We start from the raw sequence: 23,704 nt of genomic DNA on the forward strand, positions 1-23,704 counted from the left end.
TTTTGCAAATTAAATATAGCAATCCCTGCTATATAAATTACCGCCATTTTTTACCTTATTTGGGACGCTTCTGAATTTAGATTTTAACTCAATAATTAAATCAAAAATAGTTAAACTCTTATTAAGAATTTTTTCTTTATACTCATCTCTTAAGCCATCAATTTTATCTAAATACTGCCATGTTTGAAATTTTTCGTCTTTAAAATATGGAATAATTTCGCAGCCCTTTTCAATTGCAACATCTAATTCAGCACACGTCCCGTTTCTCCCATCAAATGCAATTACAACTCTCGTAGATTTCATTAAAGGCGTTCTAAACTCCTTTAAATTAGTCAATAAATTAAGATCATCTGCAAATCTTGGATTTGCAGCATAAGGATTTGCAAATAACTTCAATCTCGATTTATAGTCAATATTTTCCTTAGTACACAAAGTTGTAAAACTTCTAAATACACTTTCCATAATACCCTGTGATTGACCATTAACAAGAATGATTTCATTTTCAATTAAATATCTTGATAAAATATCTAAATTTTCTGAATCATTATTTAAATGACTACCTGTAACAAATACACTTTTACCTCGTGCTTTTAAAGATATTTTTTTTAGAATGACTCTTAGATCACGATAATCATCAAATAATACAGGATAAATATTGTAACGTTCCAAATTTTGACACCAAAGTTGAAACTTCTTATCCTTCTTCTTTTCCTTTAATAAAATATAATGTTTAATAGAATTTGAATCAGACTTTAATCTGCGAACTTCTATTAAAATATTCTGAATATTTGGATCTCCATAGTTATATCCGACAAAAACAAACATTTTCTGTAATAATTCAACTTTTAAACGTTGAACCAATGCTGGTTTATTTACAAAAAAATCTTCATAATCGGATTGAGTAATGACAAAATCATTAATATCACCATTAATACTACCATGAACTTTAATAATTTCAATATTATTTTTCTGTACATCATAATTAAAAGCTTCTGAATCTCTTACTTTTAAAACTGATTCTTTATCAAAAGCTTTTTCTATTAAATCATCATAATTAGTAGTCCATATTGAAGTCAAAGGGGTTTTAGTAAGTATTTGGTGATATTCATTTATTTTTTTTCCTGAAAAATCATATTTTAGCTTTTTAAATAATGATTTTTTAGATTTTTTATTGACATAATATTGAGCTAATAATGGTAAGTCATCCGTTTCAAAAATCTCTAGGATGCCAATACTTTTTACAAATTCACTTATTAATTGGCTCCAATCAGGTAAACTTGATGGTACTGAAAGTCCAGAACCAATAAAATAAACGCCTTTATCATTATATAATGATTCTGAAAATTTCTCAATAAATTCATTTTGTGGTGTACTCATACTATTAGGTGTTATAATCAATCAAAAGTTAAAACGAATTTATTGACTATCTTTATTTTAGCTTTTACACTTTTCCCATAAAAGCCTATGTTCAGGTATATATTATTTCATATCAAGTCAACCTAATTATTAATAATTAGGTTGACTTGATATGAAGACTTAGAATTGTAAAATTAGAATTCATATAAATCCCATGATCGTATAAATATTACTTTAATCGTCTATTATTTTTCATTTCATAACCAGTAGGTACTGGCTTAAAGATAGCATTATCATCAGTCGGTGATATATTATTCATCTGAAATTTTCTTAGTTCAGCGACCTTAACTTTAGTAATAACAAAATAATCATCTTCTCCCCCTCTTATACGTGCTACATCTCTTTTATAATCCAACTTAAATGGCGCTCTAACCCTAGTGTCACCATATAAACGATTATTAACTTGAACAACAAAACAATGTAAATCACTAGCATTCGCTTCTACTAAAGAGTTATATGTATTTATATCTTGATTCCATTCTAATAATACTAGTATATCAATTTCCCCACGTAACTTTTGTCTATAATCTATATTTAAGAATTCATTACAAATTAAACTTGAAAATAAAGAATTTTTAAACTGTACAACATATTTATCCTTATTGTTGGGAATCAATCTCAGTTTTGACTTATTCCAAAGTTCATTACTCTCATGTAATGCACCAATTTCTTTGTCTTGTATTAATTGTAAATGTATTCTTCTTCCTGATTTTTCAATTGGTATTATATAAGCCAATCTATTCCTTACAGTTTTATTTTTCCAATCAATTTCATAATCTAACCCTGATATTAATGCAATATTACTATTTCTTAAAAGTTCACTTATTAATCGAAGAGAAAAATCATAAATTGCTAACTCTGGTAACACTATAAGATCAACATTTTTAGGTTTACGGCATAATATATTATTTATTAAATTATATAATCTTGTTAACCGAGTATTATCTGGCTCATGTTGATTCTGAACTCTATGATCCCAACTTTTTAAAAGAACTTTATAACTAGTAAGTGCTATTTCTATACCTTCAATTTTATCTTCACTTACTTGATTATAATATTGATGTTCACCTATTTTACTAAATGGCAAATCTCCTTTATCCAATGGAATCTGCTTATAAACTTCTAATAGAGAGTTAAACTTAAACCATTCTTCGTCATGCCATCTATCAAAAAATCTACTAGCGTCCAAATAGTTAACATTTCTTGTAAATGAATATGCACCTAATAATATTGCTAAATCAAAATTTTGAAGTGATGTTTCTATTTTATCCTTAAAAAAATCATTTAAAAAATTAATATACACATATTCATTTTCTTCAATTTTCAATTTTTTCCATTCAATATTTTCATATTTCTGAGAAGAATTATTACTAATTATTTCAATAAACAAAGAATTCTTTAAATCAATCGATGATTTCTCAAATATTTCTTTAAACGGAACAAAATGAAGATCGGATGAAAAATATCTTAAAGATGTAGATCTTAGCTCTGATAAACCTATATCAAATTTTTCCAAAAAATTATTTAATTTCATTTTGACTTATTCAAATTAAACCCAGTGTAAATTGACATTTCTATAATTACTTTAAAATAATCTTCTAATTTATTTAATTCAAGTTCATATTTAGAACTTTTAAATGACTCCGTTAGGCAAGTAACAGATTCATTTAATGATTTCGATAAATCCATATATAATTTATAATTCTCCGTATACATTACTAATTCCAATATTCTTGGAATGTACTGTGTATAATCACTAATAATCTCTGGATTAATTGCAAATGTCTTTACAAAATAAACCATTCTTTTAACCTCATCTTTCCAATAATATTCTGGATGAGTTCTAACAATTTCCTCCAGTTTGTTTAAATAATTAGCAAATTTTAATCTTTTAATACTTATACTATTAGCTTTTCTTAATGAATTTAGCCCTTCTTTTATATTTCCATCAGAATATAAAATATCTTCAGATAATTTATCCAAATCACTACCCGTCTCTGGAATAAAACGCCATTCACTGGAATTTTTCTTGAGCTCTTCTTCAATTTCCTTTATTATTTCTTCACCTCCAAGCGGTTCTAGTATAAAAATCTTTTCCTTACTTGAATTAAATTCAAGTGAACAATTTTCAGTATACTCATCTTCATATGAAACAATTCCATCAATGTTAATTGACAAACCAATTATTCTTTTACAGACATAATTCCATATTTGGGATCGATCATATAGTTTAGAATTATTATTTAATACAATAAAAATATCATCAACATAACGACCATAATAAACTGGCAATAATTCTTCTTCTACTTTATCATCAAATTTTTTTAATATTAAGTTTGCAATTACTTTAGAGGCTGAGAGACCTATAGGAATACCTACATGATTTTTATTCCTAAATTGTTTTTTACAGTCGTTACTTAGTTGATTATAAGTTTTTTTAGACCAGCTAGTAATAAGAAAACCCATCACATCATTAAGAAAAATTGCATCTTTTGATATTTCTGTATTTAATTTCACATTAAACTCCTCACTAATTAGCGATAAATATTCAGGATTAACATGATGATAAAATGAATTCAGATCAGCTGTTATAGCAATAACATTTTTCTTGTTTTTAAAATTTTCTCTTATAATATCAATTCCATTTTGCTGCCATAATCTATATTCTTGAACATATGGTTTAAAGTGATTAATAGAACTATTTGTCAATACAACCCTACTCCCGTAGCAATTATTTGACAGATCTTTTTCTAAAAATTTACCGTAACTATCTATCCATAAAGATGATAAAACATGTAACTCTACTCCCAAATCGGGTATTATTCTAAAATCAATTGAATTAACATCTTCTTTCAAAATCTCCCATCTTTTTTTGGAATCAGATACTACAATTGTATCTTCTTCTTTTTTGTTATAAGAGATACTTTTTACTATTGTAAAATATCCAAGCTTATTTTCAAAATTAAACTCTTTTAACTTTTTGGAATTCAATAACTTAACTAAGTTACTAAGATTACTTATCAAATTTTTTTCAAATTCTATAAAATCACGCTTAGTTAAATGTAAATTCTGATGAAAAACCTCTCTCTTAGCCTTTTTATAAGCTATCAATAAATCTTTTAATTCAAATGCCATATAATATATTTAAAACTACCTCCTTACAGCGCGTTGTGTACTAGACTTAAAGTCCTGTTTAAAATGATCATCAACCCATTGCTTTGCGAAATCCAATTGCACCTTACGCATTTGTAATGCAACCTGTTCAACAATTCTATCATAGGCTATTTCCTTGGTATATACATCTGGATTATTCGCGTACTTAGACTCAAAATCTGGGTGTTGTTGTATCTTTTCTACGAAAGTCTGAAAGAACAAACGCTTGTCATCCGGTGTAGCATCCCAATTCGCAAACCAACGCTCATTAAACTCACGTATTATGGCATCCAATTCTGCCTTATCGTCCCCACCATGTATCCCACGAGGATTCGCATTATTTGGATCAACCTCTGACTCTGCATCATCCAAAGTCAACTTTTCATTCAGGCGTACGCGTTCAATACCATAGGTCGATAAATCTACGGACTCCAACAACTCGTCTAATAAATCCTCTTCACGCTGCTTCACTTTCATCTTCGGTATTAAGAATTTCAAAAACCAAAACAACTTTTCCCAATTCATATTCTCAAAGGAAATAATAGCCGCCAATTGACCATATACCTTTACGAAGTGTTTAGCTTTTATCTTAATATCTGCCTTTTCTTCTTCATTGAAGTCTAAATCGCTATTAAAACGTTGTGCAGCTGTATCAATAATAGGGCTTAATTCCTCCGCAGAAGCACTTTTAAAAAACTTTGTGTTAAAATCTTCTACCTCTCCCCATTCATATATAGCTGTCTCATCCAATGCGTCTTTCAAATCGTGTAAGACATTCACATCCGTTTCCGAACTCAATGTTGTCGAGGTATAGAATGGATCAAAAGATGTCTTGATATCAGCGCTATCATTAAAAAAATCTAGTACGAACAAATTCTCCGTCTTCTTCCCTAGTTTAGGTGCCGAACGATTCAGTCGTGATAAAGCCTGTACACACAATACACCTTGCAATTTCTTATCTACATACATCGTAGTTAGCTTGGGTTGGTCAAATCCCGTCAAGTATTTATTAGCAACCACTAGCATACGGTAATCATCTTTATCAAATTCATCCTTCGTATCAGAATCGGAGAAACCATTCATAATAGCCTCCGTATATTCTATACCATCTACTGTCTTTGCGCCAGAGAAAGCAATAATAATTTTGAATGGTGATCCTTTATCAGCTAATAGCGCATTCAATGCCTTATAGTAGCGTATTGCGGATTCTATACTTTGTGTCACGACCATCGCCTTAGCCTTATTATTCAGCGCATTTTTCTTATAATACACCTGCTCCATAAAATGGTCCAACATGATTTCAGCTTTCGCACGAATGGTACGCGGATCTTTCTCTACGAAGCCTTTCAACTTTTGTTGTGCTTTCTTCGTATTAAACTCTGGGTTATCTTCAATAGACTTATGCAATTGATAATAGCTCTTGTATGTCGTATAATTGGAAATCACGTCCAAGATAAAACCTTCTTCAATTGCTTGCTTCATCGAATACAAATGAAATGGCTTATAGCTACCGTCTCCCTGTTTACTACCAAATCGCTCTAAAGTAGAATTCTTAGGCGTAGCCGTAAAAGCAAAGTATGACGCATTCTTACGCATTTTACGCGCTTGCATAGCACGAATAATAAGATCCTGCGCATCCACCTCTCCCTCTTCATTAGATTCCAATGCGCCCAACACTTGGTTCATCTTATCTGCGGCAGAACCGCCCTGACTAGAATGTGCCTCATCAATTATAATCCCAAACCGCTTATCTACCATAGAGTCAATGCCATTCAAGATATTCGGGAACTTCTGTATAGTCGTGACAATTATGCGCTTGCCAGATTCTAGTGCTAGTTTCAAATCTGCAGACGAATAAGCGGGAGCAACAATATTCTTCACATCCGAAAATGACTTGATATTATCACGAAGTTGCTTATCTAATATTCTTCTGTCCGTCACCACAATGACCGAATCAAACATAGGTTTGCCTACACTATCTTCGACTTCTATCAATTGAAATGCTGTCCATGTAATGGAATTGGACTTACCTGAACCTGCCGAGTGTTGTATTAAATAAGTCTCTCCCACTTCCTTTTCGCGTACATCACCTATCAGCCTACTCACTACATCCAACTGATGATAACGTGGAAAGATGTAGAACTTCTTAGCCAAAGGATCTTTGTCCTTGCCGTCCAACAACATATAGTGCTGAATAATCTGTGCCAGCTGCTCCTTTTTAAATATATCCTCCCACAGATACGCGGTCTTATGACCTTTTGGATTGACGGGATTTCCTTTACCAAAATTATCACCCTTATTAAAAGGTAAAAAGAACGTATCCTTGCCCTGCAACTTTGTCGTCATATACACTTCATCTGTATCTACAGCAAAGTGTACGAGGCAACGACCAAATTGCAATAAAGGTTGGGAAGCATCACGCGTGTATTTATATTGATTGATACCTTGTACCGCGGCAGTCTGCCCTGTCCAAGGATTCTTAAGCTCGATCGTACATAATGGTATTCCATTGACAAACAAAACCACATCAATCTCTTCTCCAGGATTGACAGAAGAATAACGAACCTGTCTAGTTATAGAAAACTGATTAGCCTCGAAATTATCACGAATAGACTGTGCTGAACTCGCACTTGGTGCTTCATAGAATAAATTGAAATATGCATTGTCTACTTCCAATCCTTTTTTCAACAGCTTCAAAATACCATCCTTCTTCACCTTACGATCAAAACGCTCTAGAATCTTCAACTTCCAGTCAGCGCTAACCTGCAGCTTTGCTAATTCCTTCGCCTGCGTCTTCTCCAAGAAATCCCAAAAACGTCTTAAATCTAACGCATAACGTTTATCGAAATCTAGCGGTGAACCAATATAATAGCCTTTACCACCCAAATAATGTTCATCCGACTCATAAAATGAATCCACTGTTAATGATTTATCTTTAAGCTCCTCAACAGTATACCCTGTTAAATGCTTTTCAATTAATGATTCTAAGGCTTGTTCGTTATATTGTGTGGTCATTATTTATTTCAATTATGAATAATAATTATCGATAATAAAATTGGTTACTTTAGAAAAACTCTTTTCATAAAATTCATCTTGTCCATAAACCTTAATGGTGAACTTATGTCTTTGTTTAGGAGTATTATAAATTATTTTTACTGATTTACCTTTTATACTATTAATGCCGAATTGATTATATTTGTGTTGATAAGCATATTCTATTTTACTAACATCTAGCCCGTTACTAATTAAAGTAGACTTAACAACTAGAGACATAAAATCATAATCAACTTCTTTATTATATTTTGTTTTATTCAAACAATAGACGTATTCATCATCTTCTATGTTCTCAAAAAACTTAACATAGTGCTGTTTACTTGACTGAAAAAGTAATGGGTACTTTATGAAATAATACTTCCAATCCTTAGTTTCGGTAATCTTAATATAATCATTTATTATTGCTTCTAATTGTTTTTGTATTGGAGAGTTCAAATTTATATGATTAAACAATAAAGTTAATGCTGCGGCACCAACTCTATAGGTCTTACCTAAATTAACAACCTCCTTTAATAATCTTTTCCAAGATAAATCACGACTAGTCGAATTATTATAAAAGAAAAAATTCGTAGAATATATATAGAACTCGTCTATACTGAGCAAAGCTCTTCTAAACTCCTCTTGCTCGAAGGCTTTAAGTCCATTATCATCAAAACACAACTTAAATTTTTTATAACTATTATCTAAACTTTCCTTTAAAGATTCAAATTCTCCAGAAGTATAATTGTTGAATTGACTAATTAGATAGCTATCATATATCCCACTAAATTTTAAGATGCAAGATATCTGACCTGCTAAATACGCATCATTTTCTATTTGATCTATCGGAGAATTAAAATCGGAGTATTTTTTTCTTAATGTTATTTTGATTTCCTCTTCTAATGTTTGTACAGTATCAAATCCTTTAATTCCCTGAGCAAGGTAGGTAGCATACACATCACCATTATAACAATTTAAAAAATCTTTAATTCCGTCTAGACTATCTTGAAAATCTTTAGAACGGTTGTAAATTGTATTATTTGTTAAATTAAATAATAATCTTGACCACTTCTGCAATTCATGAAAATCAGGATTGGCAATATTTTTTATTAGAAAATCAAAAGTACCTGCAAATAACACACGTCTTTCATATACAGGTCTTACCTTATCTGTTAATATCGGAATAAATACTTCATCTTTAAATTGACTATTTTCAAAAAAAGATACTACATCTTGTTGATTTGAGCAGATAACATCCAATGTATCAATATACTTGATAATACTACTCTCGTTTAGTAAACCTACCTCTTTAAGCGTATAATAACTGATGTTTTCTACTTTTTCTAGCTGACTTATAGCTTTATCGTATAAATCTATATCTAAACGAATTAGCTCGTTTAACCCTATAAAAGTTAAAAGATTCAATAACTTATTATCGAATGAATATTCATCTCCCTTTAACTTCCAAAAATAGTCAGACCAAATGGTATCAATCTTAGTGGCAAAATAAGTCTCTACATCTACAGCCTTTTCTCCTGAGCTTGTTACTAAAGAATAATTATATTTTTCGTTGAAACCACCTTCTTTAATAAGCTTTGAAATTTGTGCTTTCAAATTTTCAAAACTAGTTAACTGCTTCCCTCTAGCATTCATTTTTATATAAAGACCATCAGATAGACCGTAGGTCTCTAACTGTAAAAAATTAAAGGTTATAGAAGGCTTATCTTCTTGAATTAAATCATCAATTACTATATCAGAATCTTTGAAAATACTATGGATGCTATCTAGCATATTAATCATAGAAGATATGGTATTGTCAAAACTCCATGAAGAAAAATACCAATGCTCATTTTCAATAATATTCTTAAATGTATTATTCTCATTTGCATTGTCTTCACCAAATATCTTTTTATATTCTTCTACACCAAACTCTTTACATAACGCTTTAATAAATAAATTTGAAGTTGGTCTAGTCTCATATCGAAACTTTGATAACACAGTGGTGTATCCTGAGAGATTGTTCGCTTTGAAGGCTAAATACCAATGAAGTAAGAAAAGTGTGGTTAACCTTTGTTGTCCATCCAAAGGAATAAAACTTCCTAATTCTTTAGACCCATATACGAAATCTAAGTCTAGTGCATTTCCTTGACTATTTTTGACATCCAAAATAGCATCATGAATGTTTTTCAAAAATTCATTTCTAATTTCCTTCGCTCGCAAGGTATTACGTCCTTGTGCATAATCACGCTGTATTTTTGGAATTGAAATACCATTAGGAATCTCAAATTCATTTACTTTATTACTTAATATATTCCAAAGTGTAGTCTTCATTATTTAAGGTCTAACAGGTTATTGAGGTTGTTAATTTTTGATTTAATATCTGCTACATAAGCTATTCTATCCGCATAGCTCCAATAGGCATCGTGACTACCAGCATTTGAATAGTATTTAAAAAAAACTTTACGTGTTTCATTAGGTATAAACGCTAATCTCTTGTCTAAATCTTTTATTTTTTCGCGTTTTACTCCAAAAATCGAATTACTTAGATATGAATTGGCACTAATATCCAAAAGCGTTAAATTCGCCAATGAATGTGCATCTGTTACCCATTGGTAATCATCTCCCTTTTCTTCAATTAAATCAAAATCCTCATCACTTTTCTTTCTAATATATTCATCCACTTCCGAAAATATGATCTTAAAGAATTCTTTATATTCTTCCGTATCACCTGTGAGCTTTTTAGCTTGAAGGGCATCCAATTTTTCGATGAAAGAATTTATTACATCATCATTATTGTGTCCTATAGACTTAAAGTAATTCAAATGATCATTTACCCACGAGTCATAATCCTTTTCTAAAAGGTCATCTGTATTCTGCGCATAAATATGTTCCAATGACCATTTTGCTGATTTAATCTTGTCAAAAGGAAAATGAATAGATGTGTCAGGTTGAATCAGTGAGCCAATAACATTATGCAACAAAAGTATATCTTCTAAAGTCTTTTTATCACCCGAATTTTCGAATTTTAACTCCGAAATATTCTTTGCTGAAAGTGGTTTTGCTATTTTACTTATTAATTCCTTTTTGAATCCTTCCCTGTTCAGATTCTTATATTGGTTTAATAGTTCTAAAACATTTTCATTTCTAGTTATTAAATAGCCTATTATATGATTATACCACTTATTATTATACCATTCTAACAGTATATCAAAATATGCTTTTAGTAAAGCCCATTCTTCTTCAATATAAGATGTGCTTAACCTTTCATACTCCTTAAGTAATTCGGCATTATTTCGAACAGACTTTATCTTATTGTAATACTTTTTAAATGCTTCAAGACTGTCTACAGAATTAATGGGACTTTCAGTAACTAAATCTAAAATATAATCTATGCGAGTTTGATAATTATTCTCCTTTTTATTGAATATAAAGCTCCAAAAGTCATTGTCCTGCAATTGCTTTTCCATGGCATCCCACTCTAAACCGATAACTGACTGCTTGTTGTTTAAAATAAGATCTTCAATACTTACTCCCATATCTTTCAATCCCAACTGAAGATTATTCTTACTCAAAAACACGGCTTTAACTAACTCAGAATTAGTTAGTGGAATTTTACCAATGTTGATCCGTGTAAATACATCTATTGGATTGCTATTGTCCTTAATTTGGTACCAGATAATCTCGACTTGATCTAATAAAATTCCTCCAATTTTTCTTTTTAGATAACGGACGCTTTCTTTATTAGTATCAAACCAATCAACTATGATTTTATAAGCTTGACTTATATAGAAATAATCAGGATTGTCTGCATTAATTTCAGGTGATAAATCACGCAGAAAAACAGCACTATTAGGCCGAGTTTCATATTCCAATTCAAATAAATTTATTTCACCATCTTCTTTTTGAAGATATGATAGTAAAATAAACAAAGTAGTCAATCGCTGCTGCCCGTCCAACACTTCATAACTTCCATCTGTAAGTTGCTTTACAACTATTGGTTGTAGACAATATTTTTCTGAGTAATCCTTAACTGTATTATTGAAATCTAATAAATCATCTAATAATGCTGTAACCTCCTCTACCCCCCAACGATATCCTCTTTGATAAGATGGTATAAAGAAGCGATAATTGTTTTTAAGTAAGGTTAATTCGCCAAGAAGTCTTGGCTCTAAAATATTCTCTTCAAATTGCTTCATTAATTGTGTTTGGTTAGTTAGTTAGTTAGTTAGTTAGTTAGTTAGTTAGTTAGTGTGTTTCTTATATTACTACGCTATCTCTCAATATATATTTTAGTTGTTCTCTTTTCTTTAATTCTTCTTTTTTTATTCTACAAGCTAGTAGTACTTTGCCTTTGAATTCAAAACTATCTATTTCGTATTTTACTTGCCAAGGCTTTCCGAGGTCATTCGCACAAATAGCCCCTTCTAATACATGGATATATTCCACACGCTTAGACAAGACCTCATCTTCAAAATATAACGAAGCTTGCTGATTTGCTTTTATAAAATCAAACAATTCCTTTGGACTAGCAAAAGCTGGAGCATGAATAATTTGTGGTTGTTCTTTTAAGAATTGAGCCAAATACTTAGCTCTTTCTTCGTCCGAACAATCAGTTAGAATGTAGGATGCACGCATGGGAATCCTAAAATTAAAAGTAAGGGACTCAAAAATATCGTGCAAGGTTAGTTTATTCATAATTACTAAAATTCTAATCCTTCAAATTAGCGAATGGTCTTTTACCATAAAATCTCGTAAACTCTTTTATCAATTGAGTTTCGACCTCTGCAGGTTCAGAGGATAGGATTTCTTTCCAACATACAATTAAGTTCGCTACACCTTCAAGCTGCCATATATATCGCCCCCCCCAATGTCCTACAACTTTCCCTTCTCCAAATCGAAAATACTGTTTTATACGAGAATGTAAGGTAGCTTTTAGTTTACTTCCTCCAGCCTTTCCAATATAAACTATAGGTGTGTCATCAACCCAATTGGATTGTAACTTTATAATGCAAACATTGGGATTCTTACCTTTAAAAAATCCACCTGTACCCACTTCTACAAAAGTATATGAACTAACTACTCGTAATAAAATATAAATTCCTTTCTCTTTAGGAAGTATACTATAGTCCTGACGAATATCTTTAATGGGTAAGAAACCTTTAAAACCTAAAGCCTTTAATTGTAATACTATCTCTTGGCTATGATCTAAACTGATCAAATCTGTTGCAATACTAGGTTTAATCGCTTTGGATGGTACTTTTAATTTAACTTGAACTGTAGGTTTAGCCTGAGCAAAAGGCTTTACGCCTACAATCCGCACTACCCTTTTAAAATCCGCTACAGTAAATCCACCTCGAACACCGAAATCAGCGGCATGAAAACCTAGTTTTCTGATTTTTTCACGGATACCTTTTTGTTCATTAGAAGTAGCCCTTAGTTTATGTTCGATAAGATTCTCAATTTGAACTGCTTCTTCAACTGTAAACTCTGCTTTTCCTTTCATAATCTTGGTTCATAATTGGTTAATAAATTAATAGCCTCTCTCCCCTATGCTACCTTCACCTTTCCTGTCACGACCTCATTAATTAGGCTCTGTTTATACCCCTTCAGCTTTTCAATTTGCTCCTGACGCTGTGCAATACCTTGATCTATTTTGGCTGTTTCTTGCTCTAAATAAGATACTATAGCTTCTTGTTCGGAAATTTGGGGGACTGCAATCTTATGGTTATTCAAATCACCTTGAGTCATACTTGGTAGAGCAGTAGCTGTACTATAATACTTATATGGAATGGTGGTAGCTAAATAATAAAGAAATTTAGTGTTTCCATGCTTATTGGCTATTCCATAAAACATTGTATCCACAGTCCAGAATTTACCTTTAAAATATAGTGGCTTATCGATTGTACCTTTTCTACCTAATAACAATACTTCTCCATCATATATATATTTAGATGCATATGCAAATTGACCACCTGACCCAATTACTGGATACCCATCATCAACTAGTATGTGTTTGTAATCTGAACCATTGTTAATTTTTAGTAAATGTTTCAACCTCTTCACCTCCCAATGTTTTGGAATCTCGCCAATCCAGTCAATGCCCAAATCTTTTAGTTCAACAGAAGTATCCAAACCTTTAGTTACGGCTTCGTGGATTTTGACTTGGCGTAGTTCTTTAAGCTTCTCGATTTGTTGCGCTTTAATCGCTACCAACTCATCAATCTTCGCACATTTCTCATCCAAAAACTGCGCTATTGCTTCTTGTTCGTGGATTGGGGGATAAATTATCTTTAAAATACCTATTTTTGTTTCAGAAATTGTTGGAATTGTACTTCCAATAGCATTAGATTTTATTAGCTCAAAAAATTTATTTGAATTAATAAACAAGAAGAAATATCTACTATTTGCTTTAATATTTTTAACAACAAGCAACTGAGGATTAATTGTAGCTTTTTCTCTTAAATTTTTAACATAGCCAACTTTTCCTACTGTTGACCCTGTTTTAACCATTAGAATATCATTTTCATAAATCATTATCTCTGGAGATTCAAAGTATTTCTCCCATGATAAATAACTGTTTTTGTCAAAAGACATGTCATATTCAGAAATATTACTTGGGCTTATAGTTATGCAACCTTCTCCTTCTGACACTAAATCTGACTGATTATATCCTCTAAAACCAATTCTACCATGTAATGTTGCAATTTCCTTGACCTTCTTAACCTCCCAATGCTCAGGAATTTCTCCCAACCAATCTATACCCGAATGTTTATAGCTTTCGTATCTTTTCATTGCCTTTTAGAAATTTAAGATATCAGCTAATAAACCATCTGCTTGTTGCTCTAAGTGGAGCAATTCCGCTTTGATGTCAGCGATACTGCGCAGTGGAGTATGCTGATAGAAATACTTATTAAAGGATATTTCATAACCTATCTTTACCGAATCCAGATTGATCCAAGCTTCGGCTACATGCGGCTGCACTTCACGGATGAAGTAAACCACAATGGTTTCACTTAATGGAATTTGCTCGGCATCACGTAGGTCGGATTCCGTTTCATATACGATATATTCGCCCGCTTTAACCGTGGGGAAATAACCAAATAAAGGCAACTGCTCTTCGGTACAGCCCAGGTGATTCAGTAATTGATGTAATTTATCGCCTTGTAGCTTTTCTATTTTCTTGATGACTTTTTCGGCTTCTGCATCGTAACTGCTAATAGCCTGTAGTATAGCTTTTTTCTCAGCTGCTCCTAAGCCCAGTTTATGCTTTTTAATTTGCTCATCGACCAAACTGCTAAATGCATTAAAGTCCATAAAGATATCATCTCCTATATGTTGCCATAGGTTCAATGCAGCATCATATAAGGCTTTTGGCTTTTGCCAAGTGGCTTTCTCCAACAACTTAGCAATTTGCTTTTTGTTCAAACCCCAATCTTCTTTTTCTGCACGTTTTGTAATTTCTTCTGCATGAGAATCCAATCCCGCATAGACCAAATCACCATAAGTATCATACAATGCTTGCATTGGTATAGCCAAGCTCTTATCGTAGCGCAGTGTATCCAAAGCTTCCTTTGTAAACCGTGCTTTTAGTCGTTTCGGACGCTCGATATTAACCTTGTAATACCCAAAATCAGCATTACGAAATTGTTTAATTTTTAGTTGGGAATCCGTAGGATTTGTTTCCCAATTTTCCAAATAAGCTTGCGCTATCTGTGCAATTTGCTCTGGTGAGAACTCCGAGTTTTTGTTTCCTAGATTCTTACGCAGTTTGCGGTACATGTTATTGGCATCCAACAATTGTACTTTGCCTGCTCTTTCTTTGGGCTTATTGTTATTCAGCAACCAGATATAAGTCGTAATCCCTGTATTGTAGAAGAGGTTATTCGGCAATTGCACAATGGCATCCAACAAGTCATTTTCGATAATGTAACGACGGATATTGCTTTCGCCTGAACCTGCATCCCCTGTGAATAACGATGAACCATTGTGTACCGAGGCAATACGCGAACCGATACGATTGGAAGTCGGTGCTTTCATCTTGTCGACCATTTCCATCAAGAACAATAACTGTCCATCCGATGAGCGTGGTGTCGCATCTACGGTCTCCCAATTGCCCCAATAGTCTTTAAGTTTTAGCTGAAAGCGGGTATCAATGACATCTTTACCTTCTTTGATATATTTTTGCTCCGAGGCCCATGATTTGCCATACGGCGGATTCGACAGCATAAAGTCAAACTTCATACTCGAAAATTCATTCGTAGACAAGGTCGATCCTACACGGATATTCTCGGGGTCTTTTCCCTTGATCATCATATCCGACTTACAGATGGCGTAGGTCTCATCATTGATCTCCTTACCATACAAGTAGACATCCCCCTTGTAGCTTATGCTTTCATCTTCGATAAGGTAGTTCTCGCTTTCCGTCAGCATCCCGCCCGATCCACAAGCTGGATCATATATCGTAATAATATTAGGCAGTTGACCTTTGAGAGGTTCAAAGACCAATGTTGTCATCAGCTGAATCACCTCACGTGGTGTGAAGTGCTCCCCTGCCTCTTCGTTATTCTCTTCATTAAATTTACGAATCAGCTCTTCAAACACATAACCCATCCCCAGATTGGATAGTGCGGGTAAGGGTCTTCCCTCTGGATCGTTTTTCTCTACAGGAGTAAGATTGATATAGGGTGAAGTGAATTTTTCCAACACATCCAACAGCACATCTTTGGATGCCATATGACGGATTTGTGCCGACAAATTGAATTTCTCAATAATCTCTTTCACATTCGCAGAGAATCCATTCAAATATTCTTCAAAGTTGGCAACTAATTTTTGTTGGGAGTTCGTAGCCGTACCTTTGAGCTTCTCCATTGTCCAAGTCGATGTATTGTAGAATACATAGCCTGATGCACCTTGCAAACCGCTTGGTTGTAAATCTACTGCACTGATATTTTCTTTCTGAAAACGTACTTCTTCCAACACAGCTTCTTTCGTAGGTTCCAATAGGGAATCGATACGACGTAATACCACAAAAGGCAAAATAATATCACGGTATTTACCGCGTACATAGACATCGCGTAGGCAATCGTCTGCAATAGACCAAATAAAGCTAACTAATTTATTATGAGAGGTGTGCGTCATTATATATGATAGTGTATTAAATGTTAATGCGGTTTGGGTACAAAATACACATTTTTTGGAGGCTTTTCAATACTGGAAACCGTAATAAATATCATTACATATTATTAAATACAAACCATATTGAATTTCCATAATTACTAAATATTAGTTAATATTAATCAATAAAACCTATGATATGTATAAAATTCCTGATATGAATGGCTTACTCCAAATGACACTTTTGGATGAGATTTTATTACAAGCTCGGATAGCTATAAGAGCTTTCGATAGACTAAATGCGCCAGAAAATAGTTTTGATCAGATTGAGATATGGGGATCTATTCAGTCCGTATTAGTGGCATCAGGAAATGTATCTAAAATACTTTGGCCTTCTAAAAAATATAGGACAAGAGGAAAGTTATTACGCGAATATTTAAATATCCCAGATAATCATATTTTAGCTCCCAGGGTATTTCGCAATCATTTTGAGCATTTTGATGAGAGAGTAGAAGTACGTTTTAATAATTCTCCTACAGGTGTATATATTGATCGGCAAATGAATCCATCATTTAATAATTTTTTAGGTGATAGAGAACCAACTTGTCAAAGAGGCTATAATACTTTTAATCATACACTCATATTTGATGGAGAGGTTTTAGATGTTCAAGTATTAATAAAGGCTCTTAAAGATTTAGTTAACTATATGAAGTTTAATAAACTTGCACTATTTATTACATAACAATAATAAGCTCATATAAAATCATCTACAATTAGATGTTTCACAAACAATAGCTTACATACTAGTTACATAATCCTTAAAATCAGCTTTAATAAATTCCCAATATTTTCCTTTAAAACATATGGGATCAAAATCATTATCAGCAATTTCAAAGTTGACAAGATTAGACAAAATTAAATTACGATCATGCGTGTAAGGATAACGCTGCTCATGTAAATTTAACATATCGTGCAAAATATAAGATTCTATCAATTCATGCAAGTCCCAGAAGTCCTTTTTACGACCACCCCGTTGAATAACATCAATTTTCATTGCTATTATTTCTTCAATAGAGGCTAAACGAATATTATCTTCAACTACTGCATCTTGAATAAAAGGATCAGTATAGAACACATCTAGTTTTACGGTATTTTCTACATCCGATCCTATCGTATAAGATTTTCCTATTGCTGGAGCTATATTAGAAAGATAATCCACATACGGAAAACTACGTTTTAAGTAATTATCAATTTCATCAAAATCTAAACTACCATAGGATACATCTGAAAATAGATCAATATCTATAGATTCTCGATGACCTAGATGCAAGCTTAATGCTGTGCCACCAACTAACCTAAATGATGTAAAAGTATTAGATTGCATTAACGTGCTTAAAGTACTTCTCAGCAACTCATTAACAGTGTTATAATAAAGCATTTAAAAATATCTTGGTGTTAATGCAATGACATCGGCTCAGTTTTATTAGAATCTAAAGCCTGTTGAATTTTATCTGACCCATAAAACCGTATGATTTCGTTCTTTTCCTCGTCATTTCCTCTTTCAAAAACACGTTGAATAACAGCTCTGTATTGTTTTTGCCAATCAATTTTTTGAATGTCCGTATCCCAAAAAAGTATTTTTCGTATAATGTTCAAATCAGGATGTGCTTTGCTCAGCTCGTTTTCTTTTGCTTTTTCGATATCATAAAAAGTTTGTAACAAAGCAAAAGTTCCCTCTTCAAGACCTAAAGCTTTATCAACTTTTAAAGATAAAGGAATTGGAATACCTCGTTTACCTTTTAGGATGGCGTTAAAAATCTGCCTATGCGTATCCACAGACAATGCAAAAGGGCTTGGCTTAATCGCACGTTTATTAAGTTCTCGTTCTAGTATCAGACCTGGATGTATGCCTTTAAATCGCTCTAATCTCTTTTCCACAACCAAATGTAATCAAAATTGATTACATTTTAAAATTTTTGTACAACAGATTATAATTCAATAATCAACTCTTTATCAAACCCATTATATGGTTCACCAATATATCCATGAGGATTACAGATTACCTCAGTATAACCAATATTATAACGACTTATTGTATGAATATGACCATGTATCCAGTAATCTGGCTGGTGTTTTAATATAAATTCATCCATGTTTGAGGCATAAGCAGCAGTTACAGGATGGCTTTTATATTGCTCAGAAACCGATTTCAAACTAGGGGCATGATGTGTAATAACTACATTTTTAGATTTTTCAGTCTGCTGCAAACTTTCATCTAACCATTTTCGAGATACTTGATGAATTCTATACGTATCAATAGTACGCATTTTTGAATATGAAGGATCACGCTTTATCATCTTATAATCATTCATTGCAGATTGACAAATTATACCGTATTCCATTGGATCTCCAAAAATTGAAAAATCAGTCCATAGCGTACAGCCATGAAATCGAATATAATCAATATCAACAAACGAATCTTCTAGTACATGAACATTGGTATTTGCAGCTAATGTTTTGAGTTTATTTAGCACTTTAGGATATGCGCTCTTATAGTATTCATGATTTCCAAGAACATAAATCACAGGCTTATCTTTAATTCTTGATTGTATCCAATGCAATCCCTTTATACCTAAATTTACATCACCCGCAAATACGACAAGATCGGCATTATCAAAAGACAATTCCGAATAACCAAACTCTTGATGTAAATCACTGATGACTTGAATTTTCATACTTTTATCGAATTTTTCAATATAATTAATTTATAACTGAAATCGCAAATTTCTCTATACAAAGATCAATTGTTAATTAAATTATAGTATTTCTTCAATACTAAAGTTCACCAAATCAGAAATTAAAACACCTAAATATTGCTTTATGAACACTAAATCTTGAGACTTAACATTCCCATTTTTGATCACGTCAAGTTATCGCTGTTTATCCCAAGATCCTCCCATATGCACAAACATAGATTTTTCGTGAAAGAGTGTAATCAATTCATCCTTGTTCTTACTAGCCATCCAATCTCATTTTTGCATAGACAATGTTTTAAGCTCCGTTTCAACGCTAGTTTTTTCCTTCGATGAATCTTCTATATTCTGATATCCTGAATCGTCCACAACATCCATCCAATTGGTTTTGCTTTTTGGGGATACAGCAACATATGTTACCCCTGTAGTAGGTGTTGAACCATGCCAATGCTCGACATCAGGCAAACATTTCACAACATCACCTTTTTTCACTATCTGCACAGGCTTCCCCCTTTCCTGATAGTAGCCCTTCCCATCTGTGATTATTAAAATCTGTCCAGCCGTATGCGTATGCCAGTTAAGTTTAGCATTAGGAGCAAAAACAGCAACTGAAATTTGTGAATTAATCTTACCATCTGCTGAATGCAACTCACGCAACCATACATCACCAGTATGATTGACATTTTTAGCCTTTTCACCTAACGGAAAAATTGATTGATCTTGAGCTATTACTTTAGATGTAAATGCAATAACTATAAAAAATCCAAAACAAATAATTCTTTTCATATTTCTATCTAATATTAAGTTTAGAACAGACAGCAACTGCACTTTTTAGCATTTAATTATCCCTATCTGATTTAACAAATAATATACATCTATCTGTACTTGCTTCGCTTTTTCACCTTCCATGGCACATAGTATCAATATGCATACCCTCAATGCCTTAAAAATGGGTGAAACACAACAACGAATTTTCTTATTAAACGCTTGGAGAGAAACCAATTTATTTACTGAAGAAGAAAAAGTTGTGCTAGCCATTACCGAAGAAATAACTTTAATAGGTAAAAATGGCCTAAGCGATAAAACTTATGAAGAAGCTAAAAGCCTTTTTCGACGAAAATTACATTGCACAAATTATTATGGCCGCAGTAACCATAAAGGCATGGAACAGAATTGCAATAAGTACCAACAATGAGATTTAAAAAGCTAGCTATTTTGAAACAAACTAACAATTAGGTAATAGCTATTACCCCCTACCTTTCAATATCAATAATCTCCACTGTTTTACCCATTTTCTTTTGTATCACTTCAAAGTGAGGCAAATCATTGTGGGTTAACAAAGAGATAGCCTCACCACTGGCACCTGCCCTACCCGTTCTGCCAATTCTGTGGATATAATCTTTTGACGATCGTGGCAACTCGTAATTAATTACATAAGGCAAATGGTCTATATCAATACCCCTCGCCATTAAGTCTGTAGCCACCAACACCGGTAGTTTACCTGCCTTAAACTGCGTTAAAGCCTCCGTACGAGCCCCCTGACTTTTCTGACTGTGCATTGCCCTAGCCATAATTTTGTTCTTAATCAACTTACTCACTACCGTATCAACCTGATGGATAGACGAGGCGAAAACCAACACCTGTTTCATACCCTGCTGTACAATCAATTGGCGCAAATAAGGTCCTTTTTTTTCAGGGGCTACCAAATAAGCAATCTGTTTAATTTGGTCAATAGTTTCCTCCTCACTCTCTATCTTAATTACCTCTGGATTCTGTAATATTCCAGCTTGTATACTTTGCAAATCTGGACTTAGCGTAGCCGAAAACAAAATGTTTTGTCGTTTTGGAGGCAATAAATCCATAATCCGGTCCAATTCACCCTTAAACCCTAAAGTCAATAGCTTGTCAGCCTCATCCATCACCAAGGTATCAATTTCCGATAAGTGTACAGCGTTTGCTGTCACTAACTCTAACAACCGCCCAGGTGTAGCCACGAGCACATTTACGCCTTGCAAAGCCATCATTTGCGGATTGATAGAAGCACCACCAAATACTGCTAGCGTTTTAACCCTTTGTGGCAACACCTGCGTAAAATTATTGAACACATTTTTTACCTGTACAGCCAGCTCTCTAGTGGGCACCAACACCAAAACATTTACATGCCTATTCTTAACATTTACGTTCTTATAAAAATTCATCAACAAAGGCAATACATAAGCTGCCGTTTTACCCGATCCTGTCTTTGCAATACCCAAAACATCTTTTTTGTTTAAAATAGCAGGAATGGCAGCGGTTTGTATCGGCGTAGCAAGCGTAAAAAACTGATCTGTTAATAATTTTAATAAAACGGGCGATAAACCTAAAGTCGCAAATGACATAAATATTTTTTCTGTAAAAGTACGCAAATTAATGCGGTATCGAACATTCAATGCTTAAACGCTTCATCTGGCAGATATTAAGTGCAAATAATCAATGAGACAAAATTACTTTTAATCAAATTCCTTAATGCCAAAAAGGATCTAAAGAATTAATTTATTTAGAAATCGATTATCATAATCTCCATTAAGATACTTTTTCAATGTTTCTACTGTACCTATACTCTTACCGTTATCCAGTCTTGTAAACTTTCTATGCAACCATTTTGCTAAAGATTTCTTTTCAACAGTCAAATAAGCAGCCCCAATTAAAAATTTAAAAAACTCGCAAAACTTTCTGGAATCTTTAACATCAACATTATATATAACATTATTTACTCTCCCTTTAAAGAACTCTTGCTCAAATTCTAGTCTTTGCCCCAAATCAGGAATTAAAACATCCAAATATCGCTTTATGATCACTTAATCTTGAGATTTAACGTTATTCATATTAAAGTGGACTTTACCAAATTCTTCAGGAGTTGAGCGCACAAAACTTCTGTGATGCCTAATATTTAATTCTGTCTCATAAAGATCATTTTTAATTGTATACAGGGGTAAAATATTATTATTTATAAAAGCTAAATATCCTCGAACTATTACATGATCATTCCCTTTTATAAGATGTTTAATAATTGCAAATTCAGAAACAGACTGTTTCAAAGAAATTAACTTTTCATGAACTTCTAGCCCGTCATCTTTTGCAAGTAATATGCGTACAACTTCTAATTGACCTTGTAAAAAATCGTTTATGACATTTGATCCTTTTAATGTAAACTTCAGATGATCTACATATTTATATTCTATCTCATATTGTACATTAGGTTCATATCCATTGTAAAAATTTTTAAAATCATTCCAAAGATCTATGGATATATTTATAAAATTTCTCCCAGTATCGCAATAAAACTTAGTTAAGCTCATATAATTATACTGTTAGCAATTTTTACACGTTGACCAATTTTCATATGGCTATAAATCTCAGTTGTTTTTAGGTTTTTATGATGCAACATTTCTTTTCCTGCATATATACCATATTTTTCGATTACAATAACTGCATAGGTATGTCTGAAATTATGCCAAGTTATTTTCTTCTTTATTCCAGCAAGATGTAACCACCTTTCCAATAATTTATTGTTATTATCTGAATACTTTAAACCCCTAAATACCTGCTCATTACTTTTTCCTATTTTACCCATAAGTTCAAATGCTTGCTCGGAAATAGGATGATAAATATACTCTCCTATTTTTGCGCTTTTCAATCTTAAACTATGTTTGTTTATTGAATCGTAAGAGTAAGAACTCCATGCTAAAGGAAAAACATCACTCACCCTTAAACCCGTTACAATACAAAATAGTGCTGCTCTTTTTATAGTATCAACTTCACAAGGAGTTTCCATTAAACTTTTAATCTCATCCTCTTCTAAAAACTCACGAAATGGCTTTTCTGACTTAGGAGATTGAATCCTCGATGTAAATGTTTTAGAAATTAGTCCTTGCAAATAAGCCTCTTTTATAGCTGCTTTGAATTTATTGTAATACATGTGCTTAGAATTAGCACTTAATTTGTTCATTTCGCTTTTAAGTGTAGTTGTTCTTTCCAAATACATTTTGAAATCTCTACACAATTTTTCTGTTATATCTTTAAACTTACAGTGGTTATTGGTGAATCTACTAAAATATGTATATGAACTTTTCCATGTATTATAATTACCATCTGAACTAGCACGTTTTTTAGATTCATTTTCAGAAGCGTCCCAAATAAGGTAAAAAATGGCGGTAATTTATATAGCAGGGATTGCTATATTTAATTTGCAAAAA

20 protein-coding genes are annotated in these 23,704 nt (G+C 32.6%); 2 read left to right on the forward strand and 18 right to left on the reverse strand.

Annotation, left to right across the window (positions count from 1 at the left end):
- Nucleotides 1–9: 9 nt before the first annotated feature.
- The 10 genes from GOQ16_RS15895 to GOQ16_RS15940 form a co-directional block, all read right to left on the reverse strand.
- Nucleotides 10–1,377 carry an SIR2 family protein gene (locus GOQ16_RS15895; protein WP_160070193.1) on the reverse strand — a complete coding sequence of 456 codons (1,368 nt, stop codon included), beginning with the start codon at nt 1,375–1,377 and terminating at the stop codon, nt 10–12.
- 208 nt (nt 1,378–1,585) lie between these two features.
- Complete coding sequence (locus GOQ16_RS15900) at nt 1,586–2,950, reverse strand: hypothetical protein (protein WP_160070194.1); 1,365 nt, start codon at nt 2,948–2,950, stop codon at nt 1,586–1,588.
- A complete protein-coding gene (locus tag GOQ16_RS15905; protein ID WP_160070195.1) occupies nt 2,947–4,551 on the reverse strand; it encodes an RNA-directed DNA polymerase in 1,605 nt (534 codons plus the stop codon). The genes GOQ16_RS15900 and GOQ16_RS15905 overlap by 4 nt, the downstream gene beginning before the upstream one ends.
- A gap of 15 nt (nt 4,552–4,566) precedes the next feature.
- A complete protein-coding gene (locus GOQ16_RS15910) occupies nt 4,567–7,584 on the reverse strand; it encodes a type I restriction endonuclease subunit R (protein ID WP_160070196.1) in 3,018 nt (1,005 codons plus the stop codon).
- Between the two features lie 12 nt (nt 7,585–7,596).
- Nucleotides 7,597–9,933, reverse strand: a complete 2,337-nt coding sequence (locus tag GOQ16_RS15915) for a DUF262 domain-containing protein (RefSeq protein WP_160070197.1) — start codon at nt 9,931–9,933, stop codon at nt 7,597–7,599.
- A complete protein-coding gene (locus GOQ16_RS15920) occupies nt 9,933–11,798 on the reverse strand; it encodes a DUF262 domain-containing protein (protein ID WP_160070198.1) in 1,866 nt (621 codons plus the stop codon). Before GOQ16_RS15920 ends, GOQ16_RS15915 begins: the two co-directional genes overlap by 1 nt.
- A gap of 61 nt (nt 11,799–11,859) precedes the next feature.
- Nucleotides 11,860–12,297 (reverse strand): hypothetical protein, encoded by a 438-nt coding sequence (locus GOQ16_RS15925; RefSeq protein WP_160070199.1) that lies wholly within the window; start codon nt 12,295–12,297, stop codon nt 11,860–11,862.
- Nucleotides 12,298–12,310: 13 nt separating this feature from the next.
- On the reverse strand, nt 12,311–13,105 hold the full coding sequence (locus GOQ16_RS17720; protein ID WP_204987502.1) for a hypothetical protein: 795 nt from the start codon (nt 13,103–13,105) through the stop codon (nt 12,311–12,313).
- Between the two features lie 44 nt (nt 13,106–13,149).
- On the reverse strand, nt 13,150–14,394 hold the full coding sequence (locus GOQ16_RS15935) for a restriction endonuclease subunit S (protein ID WP_160070200.1): 1,245 nt from the start codon (nt 14,392–14,394) through the stop codon (nt 13,150–13,152).
- Between the two features lie 6 nt (nt 14,395–14,400).
- On the reverse strand, nt 14,401–16,740 hold the full coding sequence (locus GOQ16_RS15940) for a type I restriction-modification system subunit M (RefSeq protein WP_160070201.1): 2,340 nt from the start codon (nt 16,738–16,740) through the stop codon (nt 14,401–14,403).
- A gap of 175 nt (nt 16,741–16,915) precedes the next feature.
- On the opposite strand from GOQ16_RS15940, the gene GOQ16_RS15945 reads away from it, so the two are divergent.
- The gene (locus GOQ16_RS15945; RefSeq protein WP_160070202.1) at nt 16,916–17,458 is read left to right on the forward strand and encodes a hypothetical protein; all 543 of its coding nucleotides are present in this window, start codon (nt 16,916–16,918) and stop codon (nt 17,456–17,458) included.
- A gap of 54 nt (nt 17,459–17,512) precedes the next feature.
- Here the strand turns inward: GOQ16_RS15945 and GOQ16_RS15950 are convergent, their stop codons facing one another.
- The 4 genes from GOQ16_RS15950 to GOQ16_RS15965 form a co-directional block, all read right to left on the reverse strand.
- Nucleotides 17,513–18,100: a nucleotidyl transferase AbiEii/AbiGii toxin family protein gene (locus tag GOQ16_RS15950; RefSeq protein WP_240141068.1), complete on the reverse strand. Its 588-nt coding sequence runs from the start codon at nt 18,098–18,100 to the stop codon at nt 17,513–17,515.
- 71 nt (nt 18,101–18,171) lie between these two features.
- Nucleotides 18,172–18,654, reverse strand: a complete 483-nt coding sequence (locus GOQ16_RS15955; protein ID WP_160070204.1) for a helix-turn-helix transcriptional regulator — start codon at nt 18,652–18,654, stop codon at nt 18,172–18,174.
- A gap of 50 nt (nt 18,655–18,704) precedes the next feature.
- A complete protein-coding gene (locus tag GOQ16_RS15960; protein ID WP_160070205.1) occupies nt 18,705–19,451 on the reverse strand; it encodes a metallophosphoesterase in 747 nt (248 codons plus the stop codon).
- A gap of 294 nt (nt 19,452–19,745) precedes the next feature.
- The gene (locus GOQ16_RS15965; RefSeq protein WP_160070206.1) at nt 19,746–20,255 is read right to left on the reverse strand and encodes a cupin domain-containing protein; all 510 of its coding nucleotides are present in this window, start codon (nt 20,253–20,255) and stop codon (nt 19,746–19,748) included.
- A gap of 121 nt (nt 20,256–20,376) precedes the next feature.
- On the opposite strand from GOQ16_RS15965, the gene GOQ16_RS15970 reads away from it, so the two are divergent.
- Entirely contained in the window at nt 20,377–20,664 is a 288-nt protein-coding gene (locus GOQ16_RS15970; RefSeq protein ID WP_204987503.1) for a carboxymuconolactone decarboxylase family protein, read from the forward strand.
- 58 nt (nt 20,665–20,722) lie between these two features.
- Here the strand turns inward: GOQ16_RS15970 and GOQ16_RS15975 are convergent, their stop codons facing one another.
- The 4 genes from GOQ16_RS15975 to GOQ16_RS15990 form a co-directional block, all read right to left on the reverse strand.
- Nucleotides 20,723–21,847, reverse strand: coding sequence for a DEAD/DEAH box helicase (locus GOQ16_RS15975; RefSeq protein WP_160070207.1), 1,125 nt, complete (start codon nt 21,845–21,847; stop codon nt 20,723–20,725).
- 141 nt (nt 21,848–21,988) lie between these two features.
- Nucleotides 21,989–22,288, reverse strand: coding sequence for a hypothetical protein (locus tag GOQ16_RS15980; protein ID WP_160070208.1), 300 nt, complete (start codon nt 22,286–22,288; stop codon nt 21,989–21,991).
- 18 nt (nt 22,289–22,306) lie between these two features.
- Nucleotides 22,307–22,807, reverse strand: coding sequence for a hypothetical protein (locus GOQ16_RS15985; RefSeq protein ID WP_160070209.1), 501 nt, complete (start codon nt 22,805–22,807; stop codon nt 22,307–22,309).
- The gene (locus GOQ16_RS15990) at nt 22,804–23,667 is read right to left on the reverse strand and encodes a tyrosine-type recombinase/integrase (RefSeq protein ID WP_317163827.1); all 864 of its coding nucleotides are present in this window, start codon (nt 23,665–23,667) and stop codon (nt 22,804–22,806) included. Before GOQ16_RS15990 ends, GOQ16_RS15985 begins: the two co-directional genes overlap by 4 nt.
- Between the last annotated feature and the right edge of the window lie 37 nt (nt 23,668–23,704).

This window comes from Sphingobacterium bovisgrunnientis (genome assembly GCF_009829085.1).
In the GTDB taxonomy this organism is placed as follows: Bacteria; Bacteroidota; Bacteroidia; order Sphingobacteriales; family Sphingobacteriaceae; genus Sphingobacterium; species Sphingobacterium bovisgrunnientis.

Coding starts and splice junctions, on each gene's coding strand:
- GOQ16_RS15985 (WP_160070209.1), bottom strand. CDS start 22,807: ATGAGCTTAACTAAGTTTTATTGCGATACTGGGAGAAATTTTATAAAT.
- GOQ16_RS15920 (WP_160070198.1), bottom strand. CDS start 11,798: ATGAAGCAATTTGAAGAGAATATTTTAGAGCCAAGACTTCTTGGCGAA.
- GOQ16_RS15950 (WP_240141068.1), bottom strand. CDS start 18,100: ATGCAATCTAATACTTTTACATCATTTAGGTTAGTTGGTGGCACAGCA.
- GOQ16_RS15940 (WP_160070201.1), bottom strand. CDS start 16,740: ATGACGCACACCTCTCATAATAAATTAGTTAGCTTTATTTGGTCTATT.
- GOQ16_RS15975 (WP_160070207.1), bottom strand. CDS start 21,847: ATGTCATTTGCGACTTTAGGTTTATCGCCCGTTTTATTAAAATTATTA.
- GOQ16_RS15970 (WP_204987503.1), top strand. CDS start 20,377: ATGGCACATAGTATCAATATGCATACCCTCAATGCCTTAAAAATGGGT.
- GOQ16_RS15945 (WP_160070202.1), top strand. CDS start 16,916: ATGTATAAAATTCCTGATATGAATGGCTTACTCCAAATGACACTTTTG.
- GOQ16_RS15925 (WP_160070199.1), bottom strand. CDS start 12,297: ATGAATAAACTAACCTTGCACGATATTTTTGAGTCCCTTACTTTTAAT.
- GOQ16_RS15910 (WP_160070196.1), bottom strand. CDS start 7,584: ATGACCACACAATATAACGAACAAGCCTTAGAATCATTAATTGAAAAG.
- GOQ16_RS15895 (WP_160070193.1), bottom strand. CDS start 1,377: ATGAGTACACCACAAAATGAATTTATTGAGAAATTTTCAGAATCATTA.
- GOQ16_RS15900 (WP_160070194.1), bottom strand. CDS start 2,950: ATGAAATTAAATAATTTTTTGGAAAAATTTGATATAGGTTTATCAGAG.
- GOQ16_RS15935 (WP_160070200.1), bottom strand. CDS start 14,394: ATGAAAAGATACGAAAGCTATAAACATTCGGGTATAGATTGGTTGGGA.
- GOQ16_RS15960 (WP_160070205.1), bottom strand. CDS start 19,451: ATGAAAATTCAAGTCATCAGTGATTTACATCAAGAGTTTGGTTATTCG.
- GOQ16_RS17720 (WP_204987502.1), bottom strand. CDS start 13,105: ATGAAAGGAAAAGCAGAGTTTACAGTTGAAGAAGCAGTTCAAATTGAG.
- GOQ16_RS15965 (WP_160070206.1), bottom strand. CDS start 20,255: ATGAAAAGAATTATTTGTTTTGGATTTTTTATAGTTATTGCATTTACA.
- GOQ16_RS15915 (WP_160070197.1), bottom strand. CDS start 9,933: ATGAAGACTACACTTTGGAATATATTAAGTAATAAAGTAAATGAATTT.
- GOQ16_RS15905 (WP_160070195.1), bottom strand. CDS start 4,551: ATGGCATTTGAATTAAAAGATTTATTGATAGCTTATAAAAAGGCTAAG.